Source organism: Limosilactobacillus reuteri subsp. simiae, assembly GCF_020784875.1.
GTDB lineage: Bacteria > Bacillota > Bacilli > Lactobacillales > Lactobacillaceae > Limosilactobacillus > Limosilactobacillus reuteri_H.
Window position 1 is genome coordinate 118,562 of record NZ_JAJGUI010000112.1, and the last position, 17,093, is coordinate 135,654.

The 17,093-nt window shown below is 35.8% G+C and carries 19 protein-coding genes and 1 pseudogene; 9 read left to right on the top strand and 11 right to left on the bottom strand.

Going from position 1 to position 17,093, the window contains the following annotated elements:
* Positions 1 to 4 precede the first annotated feature (4 nt).
* From LMC10_RS08665 to LMC10_RS08680, 4 genes are all read right to left on the bottom strand, one after another.
* Positions 5 to 490 carry a flavodoxin gene (locus LMC10_RS08665; RefSeq protein ID WP_229269556.1) on the bottom strand — a complete coding sequence of 162 codons (486 nt, stop codon included), beginning with the start codon at positions 488 to 490 and terminating at the stop codon, positions 5 to 7.
* A gap of 106 nt (positions 491 to 596) precedes the next feature.
* Positions 597 to 1,469, bottom strand: coding sequence for an aldo/keto reductase (locus LMC10_RS08670; protein ID WP_229269558.1), 873 nt, complete (start codon positions 1,467 to 1,469; stop codon positions 597 to 599).
* Positions 1,470 to 1,570: 101 nt separating this feature from the next.
* Positions 1,571 to 1,963 carry an NAD(P)-dependent oxidoreductase gene (locus LMC10_RS08675; protein ID WP_229269560.1) on the bottom strand — a complete coding sequence of 131 codons (393 nt, stop codon included), beginning with the start codon at positions 1,961 to 1,963 and terminating at the stop codon, positions 1,571 to 1,573.
* 167 nt (positions 1,964 to 2,130) lie between these two features.
* Complete coding sequence (locus LMC10_RS08680; protein ID WP_229269562.1) at positions 2,131 to 2,943, bottom strand: MerR family transcriptional regulator; 813 nt, start codon at positions 2,941 to 2,943, stop codon at positions 2,131 to 2,133.
* A 74-nt stretch (positions 2,944 to 3,017) separates the two neighbouring features.
* Here LMC10_RS08680 and LMC10_RS08685 point away from each other — a divergent pair, with 74 nt between their 5' ends.
* Entirely contained in the window at positions 3,018 to 3,869 is an 852-nt protein-coding gene (locus tag LMC10_RS08685; protein WP_229269564.1) for an arginase family protein, read from the top strand.
* Between the two features lie 47 nt (positions 3,870 to 3,916).
* Here the strand turns inward: LMC10_RS08685 and LMC10_RS08690 are convergent, their stop codons facing one another.
* On the bottom strand, positions 3,917 to 4,924 hold the full coding sequence (locus tag LMC10_RS08690) for an NADP-dependent oxidoreductase (RefSeq protein ID WP_229269566.1): 1,008 nt from the start codon (positions 4,922 to 4,924) through the stop codon (positions 3,917 to 3,919).
* Between the two features lie 325 nt (positions 4,925 to 5,249).
* Here LMC10_RS08690 and LMC10_RS08695 point away from each other — a divergent pair, with 325 nt between their 5' ends.
* The 5 genes from LMC10_RS08695 (at position 5,250) to LMC10_RS10555 (ending at position 9,567) form a co-directional block, all read left to right on the top strand.
* Positions 5,250 to 5,570 carry a carboxymuconolactone decarboxylase family protein gene (locus LMC10_RS08695; protein WP_229269568.1) on the top strand — a complete coding sequence of 107 codons (321 nt, stop codon included), beginning with the start codon at positions 5,250 to 5,252 and terminating at the stop codon, positions 5,568 to 5,570.
* Positions 5,571 to 5,655: 85 nt separating this feature from the next.
* Positions 5,656 to 6,498 (top strand): DUF3737 family protein, encoded by an 843-nt coding sequence (locus LMC10_RS08700; protein ID WP_229269569.1) that lies wholly within the window; start codon positions 5,656 to 5,658, stop codon positions 6,496 to 6,498.
* 12 nt (positions 6,499 to 6,510) lie between these two features.
* Complete coding sequence (locus LMC10_RS08705; RefSeq protein WP_153703035.1) at positions 6,511 to 7,671, top strand: MalY/PatB family protein; 1,161 nt, start codon at positions 6,511 to 6,513, stop codon at positions 7,669 to 7,671.
* Between the two features lie 114 nt (positions 7,672 to 7,785).
* Positions 7,786 to 8,574 carry an SDR family NAD(P)-dependent oxidoreductase gene (locus tag LMC10_RS08710; protein WP_229269570.1) on the top strand — a complete coding sequence of 263 codons (789 nt, stop codon included), beginning with the start codon at positions 7,786 to 7,788 and terminating at the stop codon, positions 8,572 to 8,574.
* Positions 8,575 to 8,583: 9 nt separating this feature from the next.
* Positions 8,584 to 9,567, top strand: coding sequence for an AraC family transcriptional regulator (locus LMC10_RS10555; RefSeq protein WP_229269571.1), 984 nt, complete (start codon positions 8,584 to 8,586; stop codon positions 9,565 to 9,567).
* A 46-nt stretch (positions 9,568 to 9,613) separates the two neighbouring features.
* On the opposite strand, the gene LMC10_RS08720 is transcribed toward LMC10_RS10555, so the two are convergent.
* The 5 genes and pseudogenes from LMC10_RS08720 to LMC10_RS08740 all read right to left on the bottom strand — a co-directional run bounded on the left by LMC10_RS08720 (position 9,614) and on the right by LMC10_RS08740 (position 13,686).
* On the bottom strand, positions 9,614 to 10,264 hold the full coding sequence (locus tag LMC10_RS08720; RefSeq protein WP_229269572.1) for a PepSY domain-containing protein: 651 nt from the start codon (positions 10,262 to 10,264) through the stop codon (positions 9,614 to 9,616).
* A 98-nt stretch (positions 10,265 to 10,362) separates the two neighbouring features.
* A complete protein-coding gene (locus LMC10_RS08725) occupies positions 10,363 to 11,700 on the bottom strand; it encodes a sensor histidine kinase (RefSeq protein ID WP_229269573.1) in 1,338 nt (445 codons plus the stop codon).
* Positions 11,697 to 12,377, bottom strand: a pseudogene (locus LMC10_RS08730) (response regulator transcription factor). Before LMC10_RS08730 ends, LMC10_RS08725 begins: the two are co-directional and overlap by 4 nt.
* A 94-nt stretch (positions 12,378 to 12,471) precedes the next feature.
* Positions 12,472 to 12,966 carry a MarR family winged helix-turn-helix transcriptional regulator gene (locus tag LMC10_RS08735; RefSeq protein ID WP_229269574.1) on the bottom strand — a complete coding sequence of 165 codons (495 nt, stop codon included), beginning with the start codon at positions 12,964 to 12,966 and terminating at the stop codon, positions 12,472 to 12,474.
* 36 nt (positions 12,967 to 13,002) lie between these two features.
* Positions 13,003 to 13,686, bottom strand: coding sequence for an FMN-dependent NADH-azoreductase (locus LMC10_RS08740; protein ID WP_229269575.1), 684 nt, complete (start codon positions 13,684 to 13,686; stop codon positions 13,003 to 13,005).
* A 141-nt stretch (positions 13,687 to 13,827) separates the two neighbouring features.
* Here LMC10_RS08740 and LMC10_RS08745 point away from each other — a divergent pair, with 141 nt between their 5' ends.
* Both LMC10_RS08745 and LMC10_RS08750 read left to right on the top strand, forming a co-directional pair.
* Positions 13,828 to 14,754: an AEC family transporter gene (locus LMC10_RS08745; RefSeq protein ID WP_229269576.1), complete on the top strand. Its 927-nt coding sequence runs from the start codon at positions 13,828 to 13,830 to the stop codon at positions 14,752 to 14,754.
* A 101-nt stretch (positions 14,755 to 14,855) separates the two neighbouring features.
* Positions 14,856 to 15,563: a dihydrofolate reductase family protein gene (locus LMC10_RS08750; RefSeq protein ID WP_229269577.1), complete on the top strand. Its 708-nt coding sequence runs from the start codon at positions 14,856 to 14,858 to the stop codon at positions 15,561 to 15,563.
* A 183-nt stretch (positions 15,564 to 15,746) separates the two neighbouring features.
* Here the strand turns inward: LMC10_RS08750 and LMC10_RS08755 are convergent, their stop codons facing one another.
* Entirely contained in the window at positions 15,747 to 16,055 is a 309-nt protein-coding gene (locus LMC10_RS08755) for a hypothetical protein (protein ID WP_003665177.1), read from the bottom strand.
* A 537-nt stretch (positions 16,056 to 16,592) separates the two neighbouring features.
* Here LMC10_RS08755 and LMC10_RS08760 point away from each other — a divergent pair.
* On the top strand, positions 16,593 to 17,078 hold the full coding sequence (locus LMC10_RS08760) for a DUF3278 domain-containing protein (protein ID WP_229269578.1): 486 nt from the start codon (positions 16,593 to 16,595) through the stop codon (positions 17,076 to 17,078).
* Positions 17,079 to 17,093: the final 15 nt, after the last annotated feature.

A 17,093-nucleotide genomic window follows, 5' to 3' on the forward strand; every position in this document is an offset into this window, starting at 1 on the left:
CTCTTTATTTAAAATTAAGTGAATCAATCCAACCATCAATTTGACGCGGGTTATTTAAAATTGCCCCTTGGTTGACCTTAGTATCATAGCCGTTTTCATTAACCGTTCGTTCAACATAGTTTTGTGAGCGATCATAGCTTGTTCCACCAGAAGTAGCAAATAATGCTAAATTCTTCCCGTTTAAATCAAGATGATCAATCACCGTACTAATCATCCGCGGCGGAATTGCCCACCAAATTGGATGACCAATAACGATATTATCGTAGTTAGTAATATCTGGTAAATCATCCTTAATGTCAACACGGCTATTATGCTCGTGTTGTTCAACCGTTGTCCGACTGTTTTCATCATGCCAATTAAGGTCAGCAGCGGTATATGGTTGCGCCGGATGAATTTCTGCCATATCAGCATTTAGCTTTTGCGCAACTTGTTCTGCAATCTTCTTAGTAGTGTTAGTTGCGGAATAGTATAAAACAAGGGTCTTTGCCATTATTGAGGGCCTCCTTTATCTTAAAACGCTGTATAAATTTTAACGTAAAAAAGCAATGATGAAAAATACTTATAATTAATTATTGTCTATGCTTTAAATGTATTTATTAATCATTAGCATGGATGTCATATGCATTTAATAACATTTCACCAACACCTGGCGCATCTGGATCATGCATTCCCTTACCCTTATCAAGCGCACGGATTTGATCCATTTCTTCATCCGTTAATTCGAAGTCAAAAATATCAAGATTACTCTTAATTCGTGCTTCGTGAACAGACTTAGGAAAGACAACAATTCCTTCTTGATTTTCAAAGCGGAGAATTACTTGACCAGCATTCTTACCGTATTTTTCAGCAATTGCTGTGATTACTGGTTCATGCAGTAAGTCAGCGTTACCTTGACCAAGAGGTGCCCAGGCTTCAAGGCGAACATCATCCTTCGCAAGAATTTCCCGTAATTCCTTTTGTTGGAAGTAAGGGTTAAATTCAACTTGGTTTACCGCAGGAGTTACATCAAAGTTCGGAACAAACTTGTTCCAAAGTTTAGGTGTCATGTTGGAAACACCGATTGAACGAAGCTTACCAGCCTTTTGTGCTTCTTCAACTGCCTTCCACGCTTCGTCAACCGCCCCATATGGTTGGTGAAGGAGGTAAAGATCAATGTAATCAAGCCCTAATTTGTTAAGGGAAGTTTCAATGGCCTTCTTAGCGTCTTCATATTTGTAATCTTGAAGCCACATCTTACTAGTAATCCAAATTTGGTCGCGAGGAATACCACTATCCTTAATTGCTTTGCCAACTTCTTGCTCGTTCATGTAAGCAGCCGCGGTATCGATATGGCGGTAACCAGCAGCTAGGGCATCCTTAACCGCATTGTATGTCGTGCCGTCAGCTGGGATTTGGAAAGTTCCAAAGCCGATTACTGGAATTTCATTACCATCGTTTAATTTGAAAGTAGGTACATTGTATTTAGACATTATTTTTCGTCTCCTTTGCTTTAATCATTGTCTAAATATTAGCACCAAATTTTCTAAACTAACATTACTTGATTATCATATCAGTATACTCTAAATGTATACTAACTGAATTTGATTAGTTTTTGCTGTAATTCTTCAACAACATCCCCCACTAATACAGGTTTAAACTTAGCTGAAAAGATTCCTAAGAACTTAAGTAAGGGAACATTCCGTGTCATTTTATCTTTCCGTCCCGCTCCATATACTAAAGTTGGTTCTACATAGGCTAATGGGACAGAGCTTGACTGGAGATATTTAATCAATTTCTTTTTCACTGTCGTAAATTTCTTAGGTCCCAAAATGCCGCCAATGAAGCCCATCGCTTTTGCATTCTTCTTTTCAGCAACTGCCCGCATTACGTGAGCGGGCTTCTGATTTAACGGTTCAAATTCTTGCGGGTCATTACTTGGCGCACCAACAAAATCTACACACATGTTAACCTCTATAATGCTCACTTTACTGATAAACTTCCTCGTCATTATGCTTTAGTAATGATTGTCGATGGGTTAATTGGCTTGATTGAAGCTTGGCTAAACAATCCGCATCCTGAAAGTGTGGAGCATTTTTCGCAAATTCTAACGGCTAGTCAATTGATTGCGCCACTGAATTTATTAGAAGAGAACTAGTTATCTAGCAATACTCTCAACTCCGCAATATAATTTTTACCCTCTACTAATTCAGTTGTTAGATAATTTAAAGGGTAGGATTCTTCGTAAATAAACTCGCCTTTAATAGGATAAGACAATAACTTTTCTAAATTATTAAGATATTCCCTAGTCGACCACATAAAATTAATACACAAATATTTTCCAGTTACGTCTTTGATTTCTAGCCCTGTTCCTTCCTCAGTTGGAAAAATAAGTTCTTTAAAAATACTCTGGTAGCAAATATCCTCAAGAGTTTGATAGTGAGTAGCTTTAAAACTAAAACCATATTCCAGATTGGGCGTTTGACCTGCTTTCATTAGTAATTGGTCTAATTGCGCAACTTCTTTATCCGGAAGACTTTTTGGTGTGATCTTTTCCTTGGCGGGAATAACGGCAATTTTTTTATTAATTTTCTTAACATAAGGTCCCTTTCCTAAGTGATCCTTCATTATTTCAATCGCATCTAATTGTCTTTGTTGAAACTTCGCGAGTTCTAATTTTTGTTGTTCTTGTTTAATTTGCTCTTGAATTATTTTTTCTTGTTGATTCCAAAAAGTAGTTAAACCTACTGTATCATTTTGCAACATTTCTTTTATTTCTTTCAAAGATAGATTGGTACTCTGTAAATACTTAATAAGGTTAAATAAAAAGATCTGATCTGTGCGGTAATAACGATAATGAGTATGAGGATCAATATAGGCTGCCCTGATCAACCCTTCTTTATCATATAGTCGTAAGGTTTGGACACTTGTCTGACATAGTTGCGCCATTTGTCCTATCGATAACATTTTTCTCCTCCTTGACTCTATACTTACTATAGAGTTTAAGATGAAGTTAATAAAAAGGAAAGGATGTCAAAATTATGAATAAACAAACTTTACGGCTAGTTGTTCCAGATTGGCAAGCAGGTAACAATCCGATCTATGCTTTAGGCGCAAAAATATTAGCAGCAATTGCTCCTGAAAATCCCCACCAAGAAACAGTCACTATTGATGTTCCAAATGTTACTAAAAAATTATCGCAAGAAAATAATGTTAATGGGCAGCCCCTCATTAAAAACACTTTATTGAAAACAAAAAACGCAATTGATTCTGCATCTCCCGCTAGAATTATTGCTCTTGGTGGTAACTGTTTAGTTTCACAAGCCCCAATTGATTATCTAAATGGTAAGTACGATGATTTAGGTGTAATTTGGGTTGATGCGCATCCAGATATTTCAACTCCTGACATTTTTGAAAATGAACATGCCATGGTTCTTGGAAATCTGCTAAAAAAGGGTGACCCCGTTTTTAATAATCTCGTGGCGCACCCTCTTCGTCCTAATCAAATATTTTATGCTGGCCTTCAAGAACCAACTACGATAGAAAAACAACTTCTTCAAAACGATAATCTCGAGTACCAACACCATGACAAGCTTTCAATTGATGAAGTAAAAGAATGGATTAAACAAAATAATTTTACCCACCTTTATATTCATTTCGATATTGATGTTCTCAATCCCCATAATTTTTATGCAACCTACTTTAATAATCCACATTTAACTGATATTCCGGAAAATGCTGCAATGGGACAAGCAAACGTACCAGAAACGTGGACCTTCTTAAAAGCACTTAACCAAGAATTTAATTTAGTTGGTCTCACTATTGCTGAATACATGCCCTGGAGCGCCCAACAGCTGGTTAGCTTAATGAATGGGTTAGAAATTTTTAAATAAAGATAAGAAATAAGACTAAGATTCGCTATCCTAGTCTTATTTCTTATTTACTTTTTACTCATATCGATAATTATTTTACCTTTATTATGTCCTTGCTGAACTTTTTCCATCGCTTGGGAAACTTCATTCAATGAGAATATTTTTCCAACTGCGGGGTGAATTTGATTTTTAACCAAGACCTGGCTTGCATCTGCTAATTGTTGACCATTGGCTGTAACAAATAAAAATTGATAGTCTATTTTCTTTTTGGCTGCTTCTTTTTCAATACTACGGGATGCAATACTAAAAAGGCCTTGTTTAAACTTGCTCATTTTCATTCGTTTAGCAAATTCCTTATTAGGTATTCCACGTAAAGATACGAGTTTCCCATGAGGACGTAAAATCGCCATCTGCTTAATTAACTCGGTTCCCCCTAATGTATCAATCACTAAATCAATTCCTGAAAGAACCTTTGTGTAATCTTCTTTGGTGTAATCAATAAATTTACTTACTCCAAGTTGTTCAACATATTGCTGTTTTTGTGGGCTACCGCTAGTAATTACTTTAAGTCCTTTTGCCACTGCAATTGGAATCGCCATGGCACCGAAACTCCCTGTCCCACCAGAAATAAATAGTGTTTGTCCTGGCTGTGCTTGTAACAATTCAAGAGCCTGAATTGCCGTTAAAGCAGTCAAAGGAACACTAGCCGCTTCTTGATCGGTAAGGTATTCTGGTACATGGGCAACTGCAGATTGATTAACTACTAATTCTTCAGCAAACGCACCAATATTATTTACTGGATTGCGCCCATATACGCGGTCACCTACCTTAAATTTAGTAACATTTTTACCAGCTTGTTGAACAAGTCCTACGAATTCATTTCCCAGTATTTGCGGCAATTTATATGGGGTAACTAATTTCAAATCACCATGCGCTATTAAATTGTCCAATGGATTCACGCCGGCCGCTTTAACTTCAATTAGTAGATCATCAGGTCCGAACGGCGGCAAAGAAGCATTGCTAATTAGTATTTGTGGAGTCTTTTTATTGTATTTAGTAAGTTGCGCTGCTTTCATAATAATCCTCACTTTTTCTTATCTTTATCAACCATAGCGAATTAAGAAAATAGCGTCAATAAAGTAGCTCTAACATGTGTTTCATATTTTAATTTTTATTTTTGCTTCCTAGTATTATATTTTTTAATGTCTTACTAAAAATGCATTAATTGCACTATTATTATTCAAAAGTTTTTGTCTTGCCTTATTTTATTAGTCAAAAATAAAAACTGCCAACTATTCATTTTTTGCATTATTACCTACTTAATATAGGTATTTTCAATTTCTTCTTTCTAGGCTTATAGTAAAAGTAATCAAAAATAACAGTTGAGAAAGGAAGATTTTCATGGCAAAGAAACAAACAGCTGGTCGCGACCAACTTGGTGATTTCGCTCCTAAATTTGCAGAATTAAATGATGATGTATTATTCGGACAGGTTTGGTCACGGGAAAAGGAATTAAGCCTTCGTGATCGCAGTCTTCTAACAGTTACAGCGTTGATTACAAAGGGTGCCTTTGAACAACTCCCTTACCACATGCAAACTGCTAAAAACAACGGCATTACAAAAGATGAAATTGCGGAAATTATTACTCAATTGGCTTTCTACGTTGGCTGGCCAAATGCTTGGTCCGCATTCAACGTTGCTAAAAAAGTATGGGGCGATTAAAAGATTAATTTAAAACGTGTCTTTATGGCGCGTTTTTTATTTTCGGCTTATTATAAAATTAATTAAGGATAGTGAGGTAATTAGGATGGAAGAAATTAAAGAAGCCTATTACGATGGTGAACGTCCACTTTATGGTCTCCAAGATGCTCATTTAGTAAACACTACTTTCGGTAAGGGTGAATCACCATTAAAAGAAACTGCTAACTTAACTCTCGATGGCGTGCTCTTCACATGGAAGTACCCCCTTTGGTATTCCAATCATATTAAAGTAACCAATACCATCTTTGAAGAAATGTCACGTTCTGGAATTTGGTATACCAACGATATTGAAATTACTGACAGTACAATTCAAGCACCTAAAGAATTTCGGCGATGTGATGGGATTGTTCTTAATAACGTTCATTTTACGGATGCTGCTGAAACAATGTGGAATTGTAAAAATATTAAGATGAAAAATGTCTATGCTACTGGTGACTATTTAGGAATGAATAGTGAAAACATTTATGTCGACCACCTTGATCTTGTCGGAAATTATGTTTTTGATGGAGCTAAAAATGTTGAAGTTCATAACTCACGCTTAGTATCAAAAGACGCTTTTTGGAACTGTGAGAACGTCACAATTTATGATTCTAAGATCAGTGGTGAGTACCTTGCTTGGAATACCAAGAACATTACTTTTATTAATTGCACAATCGAAAGCGATCAGGGATTATGCTATGTCGATCACTTAACGATGAAGAATTGTCGTGCTCTGCGAACTGACCTTGCCTTTGAATTATGTACTAATATTGATGCCGAGCTAAAAGGTACTATTATGAGTATTAAGAACCCAATTAGTGGTAAAATCACCGTTGATCACGCTGATGAAATCATTATGGATGATCCCAAAATTGATCCAAGTAAGATTCAAATAATTCAAAAGAAGTAAAGGGTGAAAAATATGAAATATGATTTTGATATAATTCTCGATCGGCGTCACACCAATTCTGAAAAATGGGATGTTAAGCCGAATGAGTTACCAATGACAACTGCTGATATGGACTTCAAAACTGCTCCTGAAATTATGGCCGCAATGAAAAAGAAGATTGATTCAGGTGCTTTTGGTTATGAATATCCGAATGAGGAATACTTTAATGCAGTTGCTTCCTGGTATAAAACCGAGCATAACGCGGAAGCTGATACCTCTTGGATGCAGTTCGCGACTGGTGTCATCCCTTCTATTACTGCCTGTGTTAATTATTTAAGTCATGAAGGTGATAACGTCCTGTTAATGGAGCCGGTTTACAATACCTTTTACAATTCTATCCTCAATAGCGGTCGTCATGCTTTTCCTACCCAACTAAAATACGATCAAGCTACATATACTTATTCTGTCGATTGGGATGACCTTGAAGAAAAAATGAGTAACCCGCTTACTACTCTGATGATTTTATGCAATCCTCACAATCCTACTGGTTATGTTTGGTCACGCGATGAGTTAATTCGGATTATTAAGCTAGCTCAAAAGCACGGCATCATTGTTATTAGTGACGAAATTCATGGTGATCTAGTATTAACAGGTCCAGATTATACCCCTACGTTCTCCTTACCAGAAGATTGTCGCCAAAACGTGGTTACATTAGTATCAACCAGTAAGACATTTAACGTGGCGGCCCTTCATGCCGCGACGGGAATCATTCCTAATCCTCTTTTGCGGGAACACTTTACGCGCGCAATCAATAAATATGAAGTAGCAGAACCAAACCTCTTAGCAATTCCTGGAACAATCGCTGCTTATACACAGGGTGCAGACTGGCTTCATCAACTTAAAAAGTATTTATTAGGGAACCGCGAATATCTTGTTGAATTTATTAAGAAGAACCTTCCTAAACTCCATGTTGTCCCTGGAACGGCAACTTATCTTGTATGGATTGATGTTAGCGCAGTAACTGATAACAGCGCTGTTTTGGCACAAAAGATTCGCGAACAAACTGGTTTAATTATTAATCCAGGAACCTATTATCATGGCAATGGCAGTCAATTTATTCGTATTAACATCGCCTACCCCCGTTCACAAGTCAAAGATGGTTTAGAAAGATTAGCAACCGCCATCAAAAATTAATTACTTGGCGCCATTTGATATCAGTTTGGCATCATATGATATTACTTATTCTCTTCTTCAGCATATACTAGAATCAACATCAAACGAAAGATAAGATTTTGAGGAGGAATTATTATGTCAAAAGAAACTGCTTTAATTACTGGTGCTACAGGTGGTCTTGGAATGGAATTTGTTAAGATCCATGCGCAAAAAGGTGGTAACCTTGTTTTGGTCGGTCGGAACCCACAAAAGCTTGCCCAACTCGAACACGATATTACTAACAAATACCATGTTAAAGTGATGACCATCGCTGTTGATTTCACACAGTTCGATGCTGCCGAAGAAATTTTTGAAAAATTACAAGAAACTAACACCCAAGTCGATTATTTAATTAATAACGCGGGACTTGGGGGACAAGGAAGTTTCCTCGATCGGACAATGGAACAAGATATTAATATGGCTAAGGTTAACATGATTGTTCCTACAAAATTAATGAAGCTAATCTTGCCACAAATGGTTAAACGAGGAAAAGGACATGTCCTAAATGTTTCCTCATCTGCTGCCCTTATTCCTGGACCATTACAAGCTGAATACTATGCGACAAAAGCTTATCTCACATCATTAAGCGCCCTTTGGTATGAATTAAAAGACACAGGGGTAACGGTGACAGCCTTAATGCCGGGCGCAATGGACACTGGATTTGCTAAAGCTGGTGGCTTAACTGATACAAAGATGTTTGCTAATGGGGTTAGTCCACAAAAAGTTGCCGAAGAAGGCTACCAAGCAATGCTCGACGGTAAGTTAAATGTATTTGCGGGTCTCACTAGCTGGCAACGGCCATTTGTTAGCTTGATGCCAATGATGCCTAAAAAGCCAACAATGAAGTTTGTGGCAGACCAGCAATCAAATAATAAAAAGAAATAGGTGAATTAGGTGGAAAAATTTATTATTGATGGCCGTTATGGACAATTATTAGCTGCTAATGGAATTAATCCTCAAGAAATTTTGCGGATTGTAAAACTACCAGTAGATACATTTGCTCGTCAGCAATTAAAATTAACTGAACAAGAGTACTTCGCAATGATCAATGCTATTGATTCGGTAACCGAAGATCCGCTATTCCCGACTAAATTAGTTGCCACTGATAATATTGAAACCTTTTCTCCACCTATTTTTGCTGCATATTGTAGTAAAAATGGTTATCAATTTCTTAAACGGTTGGCGCACTATAAAAAATTAATCGGTCCTGTTACTTATAACGGTACGCAAAAACCCGATACGTTAACAATAACTTTGACATCGCTTAGCGCAACGGAACCCTTACCTAACTTCTTTGTCAAAGGTGAGTTTGCGTTCATGATTCAACTAATGTCAGCCGCCACTGGTCAAAAAATAAAGCCGATTAAAATTACCGCAACTTTCAACGATGACCAGTCAGCAATTATTGATTACTACGGCGTTCCCTTTGAGCTAGGTACAGCTAATTCAATTACATTCAAAATGGCAGATTTGCTTGTCCCCTTCACTACGGAGAACACCTCAATCCTTGAATATCTCGAACCAGAATTAAAGAAAAAATTAGCTGACCTTGACATCGATGATTCATATGGAAAACGAGTTCGGAGTTCCTTAGTAGAATTATTGCCGCGTGGTGAAGCAGCAATTGAAGATGTTGCCAAATCGCTTGGCATTAGTAAAAGAACTCTCCAGCGAAAATTAAAAGCTGAGAATACTAACTTTCAACAACAATTAAATGCAACGCGAGAAATGCTAGCTAAAAATTATCTGTTGAATACAACAATGACAATCGATGATATTGCTTTTCTCTTGGCTTACCAAGAAACCAATTCATTTCTGCGTGCCTTTAATACCTGGACAGGAGTGAGTGCGCAACAATATCGCGAAAATCATCATTAAATATAAAATCCCCCGCATGCGGCTTTGACACATGCGGGGGATTTTATTAATGATCGTTTTCAACGTTTAATACTTTCTTCGAGCCAGCATCAATCTTAACTTCTTTAACTGTCCGGCCGTCTTTTACTTTAACTTCCCAAACAGCTTGATTTTCCTTTTCTTGTTCTAATTTCCATTCAATACTACTACCCTTTTTAGCTGCCTTTTCTGCAATTTGACTCGCCTCATCACGACTAATCGCCTTACTTGGATCTAAGGTGTATTTTTTATCATTTTTATCGAGTTTTTCCGACTTGCTGGAAATTACTTTACCATCCTTGGCATTAACTTTGACCTTATACTCATTTGTATTGTCAAAGCCCTTTACTTTGTATACATATTTTCCATTGTCGCTTTCTAATTCAACTTCATCGATTTGCTTATTTTGATACTTTTGATTAAATTTATCAATTGCTGCTTGCTGATCAATCTTGATATCACTCTTCTTGGCTAATTTTTCATGTTTGATGGCCGCTTCGATTTGGTCATGATGGTCATGCATTGCCACTACTCCAGCTGTTCCACCAACTCCTAAAATAATTCCACCGCAAATGCAAGCTGTAATAAGCATTTTTTTAGTCATTTGAGGAAATTTCCTTGTTTTTTTCTTGTCTGCGTTTGGCTGATGATCTTGTCTTTGTTCGATTTTTTCTGTCATTTTTATCCTTCCCTTCTTAACTTTAGTTGGTAATTTTATTTTACGAAATAATCTGCCAACTAAAACCAAGAACAGGTGAAAGTATGATGAAGAAATCTTCATTTTTGTTTAGGAAGATAAACTGTAAAAATTGTTCCAACTGGCTCATTGTCATGAATCGTAATTTCCCCATGATATTTTTCAATAATCATTTTGACAATTGAAAGTCCAATTCCCGAACCAGCAACCTTATTGGAGTGTGATTCATCTTCACGGTAGAATCTTTCAAAAACTTTTTGACGATTTTCTTTTGCAATTCCCTGACCTTGATCAGCAACTCTTAAAATTATGCGGCGATCATCTGTCGTTAACAGCACATCAATTGGTGAATCAATTGGTGAATATTTGGCCGCATTTTCTAATAAATTATGCACAAGACTTTGAAAGTCACCCTTTGTTATACGGTAAGATATATTCGGGTTTAAGTCCGTAATAAATTTCTGCTGATATGCGCCGTGGAGTGACTCAACTTCAGCAAGAATAATTTTCGATAAGTTAATTTCTGTTAATTTTTTAGTTTGATGTCCTTCTAGGATAAGCAATTCATTTATTAATTGACTCATTCGCTGTGCTTCTTGATCAATGTACTTTAATGATTTGCCAATTAATTCTGGATGTTTATCCCCATGCCTTCTTATCAAGTTTACATGTCCCAGAATTCCGGCAAGTGGTGTCTTCAACTCATGAGATGCATTTGCAATAAATTCTTTTTCTCGTTGCATCGCTTGATACTGCCGGTCTAATAACTGATTAAAAGACTGCGCAACTTTTCGTACTTCTAACGGCTGTTGGGGAACCATCAAAGTTTGTAATCGATCACTTTGAGGCGTGATTGCATCGATTTCATTATCTAAACTAGTCAATGGTCGGGTCCATCCTTTAGCCAACCGATGAATGATTGGGAGAGTAATGATGCTTATTGCAAGGTTAATTAACAAAGTCACTACCAAGAGCCAGCCTGTTAATTTGATTAAATCATCAACATTAATCGCTACTTTTACAATTCGCTGATGATGGACTTTTTGCTGCCGTAAATAATAGACCCCATGCCGGGTTAACTGTAGATTCTTGATCGCTAAATTTCGCTGGTCAATTCGTTTAAAAATTTTACGGGCTTTGGGTGAGGTATATTCTCGTTTACCATCAGTGATCTCGATTGCGTCATCGTCTTGACGAGCAACATAAGCATTCAAAAAAGTTTCGCGATTTTGATTTTCGGGCCAATCTTCCTCAATTGTCTCAATCACTTCTTCTGCCTGATCATCAGCATAACGATAGATTAAATTAGTGGCGGTAACCACAAAAAGAAGATTAATAACTACTAAAATCACTGCAAACAACATTAAGAAAAGACGAGTTAATTGCCGCGATGCAGTTACTGGATGTGTGTTACTCATTGCTCATCACCTAATACATAACCAATCCCTCGCACCGTTTTAATTAAGTCGCGGTATTTGCCTAACTTGTTGCGCAAAGCACGAATATAGACATCAACAGTATTGGTCTGACCATCAAAATCATACCCTCATATTTCATTAAGAAGATCATCACGGGTTTGAACGACTCCTGGTTCTTTAATTAGGGCAACCATGAGGGAAAATTCTTTAGGCGTTAAATGAACCTGCTTGCCATCAACCATAAATTGATGTTTCAGTAAATTAATTTCAAATGGTCCAAATTTATAATCATATTTCTCTGCTTTTTCTTGACCCAATCGTCGTAATACAACCCTAATTCGTGCTAAAAGTTCCTCAATCTCAAACGGTTTAGTAATATAATCATCTAATCCTTGATCAAGTGCCATACTAATATCAGAAGTTTGACTACGAGCCGTAATCATAATAATCGGCACATTACTTGATTGCCGAATTCGGCGTAGAACTGTGAGACCATCATAAATTGGGAGCATCCAATCTAATAAGATTAAGGTTATATCTTTCTCTTTAAAAATATCGAGTGCCTCACGCCCATCTTTGGTCCAGATGACTTCATAGCCTTCAAGTTCTAGTTCGGTTATTAAGAAACTAGCAAGACTTTCCTCATCCTCAACTAACATAATTACAGCTTTCTTCATTATTTTGCCTCCAATTATTTTGTCCTATATACTATTTTAGCTGTTTTGATTGAAGGAAAATAAAAAAGTTTCATATGAAACTTTTTTGCTAAAACTAAAATTTGCTTTCTAAATGATATAAATCATTCAGAAAACGCGCAACAATTTTTAAATCATCCATTGAGTATTTTGCGGTTAATTTATCAACCAATTCTCTCTTTATTGTTTCATGCATCTGATCATGGACTTTTGCTAGTTTCTTTCCTTCATCCGTTAGTGAATAATATATTTTCTTTTTATCGTCAGAATGTTTAGTCGCCAAAATTAAATCGTATTGAAGGAGTTTTTTTGCGGCTCGCGTAACTCCCCCTCGTGTAACATTTATTTTTTCAGCAATTTCTATCCCTGTCTGTTCGCCTGATTCAAGTGCCGACAGAATATGGAATGCGACAATCGACAAATTAAGTACTTCTTGCTTTAATTTTTCATCGGTTAAGTGTTCTTGAATCCACTGCTGTTCTTGTGAGCCATGAATATTACTGTGTTGTACGCGTAATAGTTCAATCGTATGGCGAATCTTAGTTATTGTTTCTTCGTTTACTTTATTCATTACTTGGCCTCACTATTTATTATTAAGGCCATTATATCAAAATACTTTCGCCATCGATTTTGCTTCTGCTAATGCATTATCAAGAATTTTTTGCCGTTGATCACGGTGAGCATCGGCACCCTCAACAAATAATTTTTCAACATCAGTAATTCCGTAGAACTTTAGCATATTCGTCAAATACATATCACCAAGATCCATTAATGCTGAACTTTCTTTGCTCTTAATTCCGAATGCCTTTTTAATTAGGAATTTAACGGTTCCCCACTTTCCACTTTTATGATATTCGCTACCGGCTGCCTGAATGTGAATTGCCTTTTTGCCTGTCAATAAACCAACTGGCCCATTGGAAGTATATTTAAATGTTTTGTGAGCAACTGCTGTAAGGTCTAAATATTGTTTCATTTCTGCTGGTAAGAAATGGTTATACATTGGATTGATAAATACATATTTATCGGCGCTAATAAATTCATCTAACCATTCTTCATGACGCTTTAGAAGATCTTTCTCTTCTTCTGTCATTGGTTCATCAAATTTTTGTTTTCGCCATGCTTCCATCGTCACATCATTTAACGGTGGGACGCCCTTGGCATAAAGGTCACGGATAATAACTTGATCGTTAGGATGCGTTTCCTTATAGGTATCAACGAATTGCTTCCCGACCGTTAAAGAAAGACTATTTTCAATATGTGGATGTGCTTGGATTACTAATAATGTACTCATAAAATCATTCCCTTTTCCATCTTTGTTGCTTATCAACATCTTTTTGATATATTTTACTCGTTTTATGTTGCTTGTCAACAAAAAGGGGAGATTTTTGTTATAAAATAGTAATTGTGATTTTTAACTGAAGGAAGTGGTGCAATGTCAATTGGGCAAATTTTTAACCAAGTCGTCATTATTTTCTTATTAATGCTTTTAGGGGCAGTTATTAGAAAGCTCGGATTTCTCCATCCACAATCAATTAATGACCTAACAAATATTACACTCTACTTTTTATCGCCAATCGTAATTATTAAGGCCTTTGAACAGCCGTTTTCGCGATCACGATTTTATCAATTATTACTATTGATTGCTGGTGTCTTTCTGACCTATTTTGTTTCAATTTTGATTGCAAAACTACTTTTTCATAAAGTAAAGGACCAAAATATTCGTCAAATTGCAACTTATGGAAGTATCTATTCTAATAATGGCTTTATGGGCGTTCCATTAGCACAAGGACTTTTTGGAAGCGTAGGCGTCTTCTATGCTGTCGCCTCAATGATTGGTTTTAATGTCATGTCGTGGACCCAGGGAATTGGAATTTTTCAAAAACGGCAGCCTCATGATTGGAGAACACAGTTAAAGAAAATTATTTTAAATCCTAATATTATCGCTATTATTATTGGCCTTTTCCTATTCATTAGTTCTTTTCGGTTGCCAAAATTAATTGCTGGTTTTATTGATTACACCAGTCCAGCGTTTACTCCACTATCAATGATTGTCATCGGAAGTAATCTTGCCAATCTAAGTATTAAAAATATCAAATTACCAACTGCACTCTGGGGAAGTCTCTTCGTAAGGAATATTTTCTTCCCAATTCTAGGGACAATTATCTTATTATTAGGAATCACCGGTGTTCCACTCTTCACCACAGTAATTCTTAGTGCATGTCCAGTAGCAGGATTAGTCGTTCTTTTTACCTTAGAATCAAATGGAGATGCACGGCCAGCAACCGTCTTAATGAGTATTTCAACCATTTTGAGTTTAGTAACTATTCCATTAGTCTATTGGTTTGCTGGTTTGTGGTAATGATATATACGATTTTTGAATAAAGCATTAAATATAATAAGCATTTCAAATAACAGCCTCCTTAATCTATGATGGAATTAGATATTAAGGAGGCTTTATAAATGAATAAACCATATATTATCGTCCATATGATGACATCAGTTGATGGACGAATTGATTGTGGAATGACGGCCCAATTAGCCGGTGAACCCGAATACTATTCCACATTGGACAGTTTAAATGTTTCTACAAGGATTAGTGGGCGTATTACTGCAGAAACTGAATTGACGCGCGGAGGGAAATTTAATCCGCAAAACAAAGAGATCCTTGGTAAAACTGACTTTGCTAAAAATGCAACTGCTGATAATTATAATATCGTTGTTGATACTAAGGGAACTTTACAATGGGGCACGGAAAATGGTAATAACTTCCCTCACCTCATTATTACGAGTGAGCAAGTTACTAAAGATTACCTTGATTACCTCAATCGGCAAAATATTTCTTGGATCACAACTGGGAAAGATCAAATTGACCTGGCTAAAGCGATGGAAATCCTTGCTGATGAATTTAACATTAATCGTCTAGCAATTGTTGGCGGTGGGAAAATCAATGGCGGTTTTCTTGAAGCTGGATTAGTTGATGAAATCAGCATTTTAATTGGGACTGGTGTCGATGGGCGAACCGGTCAACCAAGCCTTTTTGATGGCCGTCCAGAAAGCAGTCATCCAATCGCTCTGCAATTAAAAGATGTTGCAAGTTTTGATGATGGAGCGGTCTGGTTACGGTATTTGGTTAAGTACCTGAAATTTGAATGCATAGGATCGTGGTAATTTACTGTGATTCTATGCGTTTATGCTTTAAAAACAAGAAAACGCAAGAACTCTCACATATACTTTGAGTATTTAAACTAAAGTAACGAAGAGTCTTGCGTAATGAAATTTATAAAGTTGAAGTGCAAGATAAAAAGGTATGATTCCAGTATCCAACCGAGATCATAACTTTTATTCTCTAGATTATTGCTTTTTAAGTTTCTTTAGATAGAAAAATAAGATAAACAATCCTATTACTATACATGCTACTGCTCCCGGCCATAAATCTGCCCGAATAATTAAAATAAACACGGCATATGAGATTAGTGCTATCCCTCCTAAGAAAGAATATTTTTTCTTCAAACAACTAATCAGCCAAATTATTGCACCCAGTAAGGAATCGCTGGCCATAACAATGTTTTTATCATAAGCATAATATATACAAAGGCCAAAAAATATTAATATTGCAATTATATTCCATTTATTCTTTTTAAGAAAATCAATCAAAATCATTAAAACTCCCCATGATAGTCGAAACAATTTTTCCTCCGACTCTAACTATTCTAAAAGCCAGTTCATCCTCTAAAATAAAATATAAAGAAAATTATTCCAATTATGATCAAAATTACAGAAACTATCCATGTGCTTGGATGAACTATAAAAAGTAATAATCCATATATTATGAACAATAGTGCTTGCAGATATAAAAATTTCTTTCCTAGATTACTAATTAATAATGAAAGTCCACAAAAGATTGACATCGATATCATGCCAAAATTGTAATCAAATATTAAATACATAAAAGCTATGACAAAAAAATATAATGGATCAAACAAAATTTTTTTCATAATAATTTCCTTCTCAATTTCTATACTTTAAGCATAAAGTAAATTAAGACAGCTAAATAAAAACTTCTAATTTGTACAAATTACACTCATATCCTGCTTCAATATCCTAATATGCTAAAATTCCACTAAAATTAGAAGAAAATTATTAAAAAAGATAAATTATGTTATGGTAAAAACCAAACTTTTTAAGAGGAGTAAATTAATGAACAATAAACTTTTTCAATGGTTCTATAATATGCCCAAATTAACAAATCAAGATAATAAAGATTATATGGCGAAGATTAGTCTTAATATCGCTGTTAGCTTATTTCTTTTTAACCTCGTTGCTGTTCTTATTTCCTTTTTCATTGTTACTACAACAGAGAATTATAAATTGTCTTTTAATATTTTAGCTGGAGCGTTACTGATTTTTACTGTTTATATTGTTGGTGGCTATTCTATATATGCAAAACGTAAAATTAATAGAGTCGTGACTCATGATAACACACATATTGTAAAGAATAGTTTTACCTCAGCTGTATATATAACACTGATTATTTATTTACTTAATTCTCTTACAAATGCTCTTAGCTTTCATACTTCACTCATTAGCGAATTAAAAAATCCCATGAGTTATATAATCCCAACTATAATCGGAATTATATATGGGGCGCTTATGGCTATTATTACATGGTATAGGGGCAAATAATAAGTATGTTTTTAA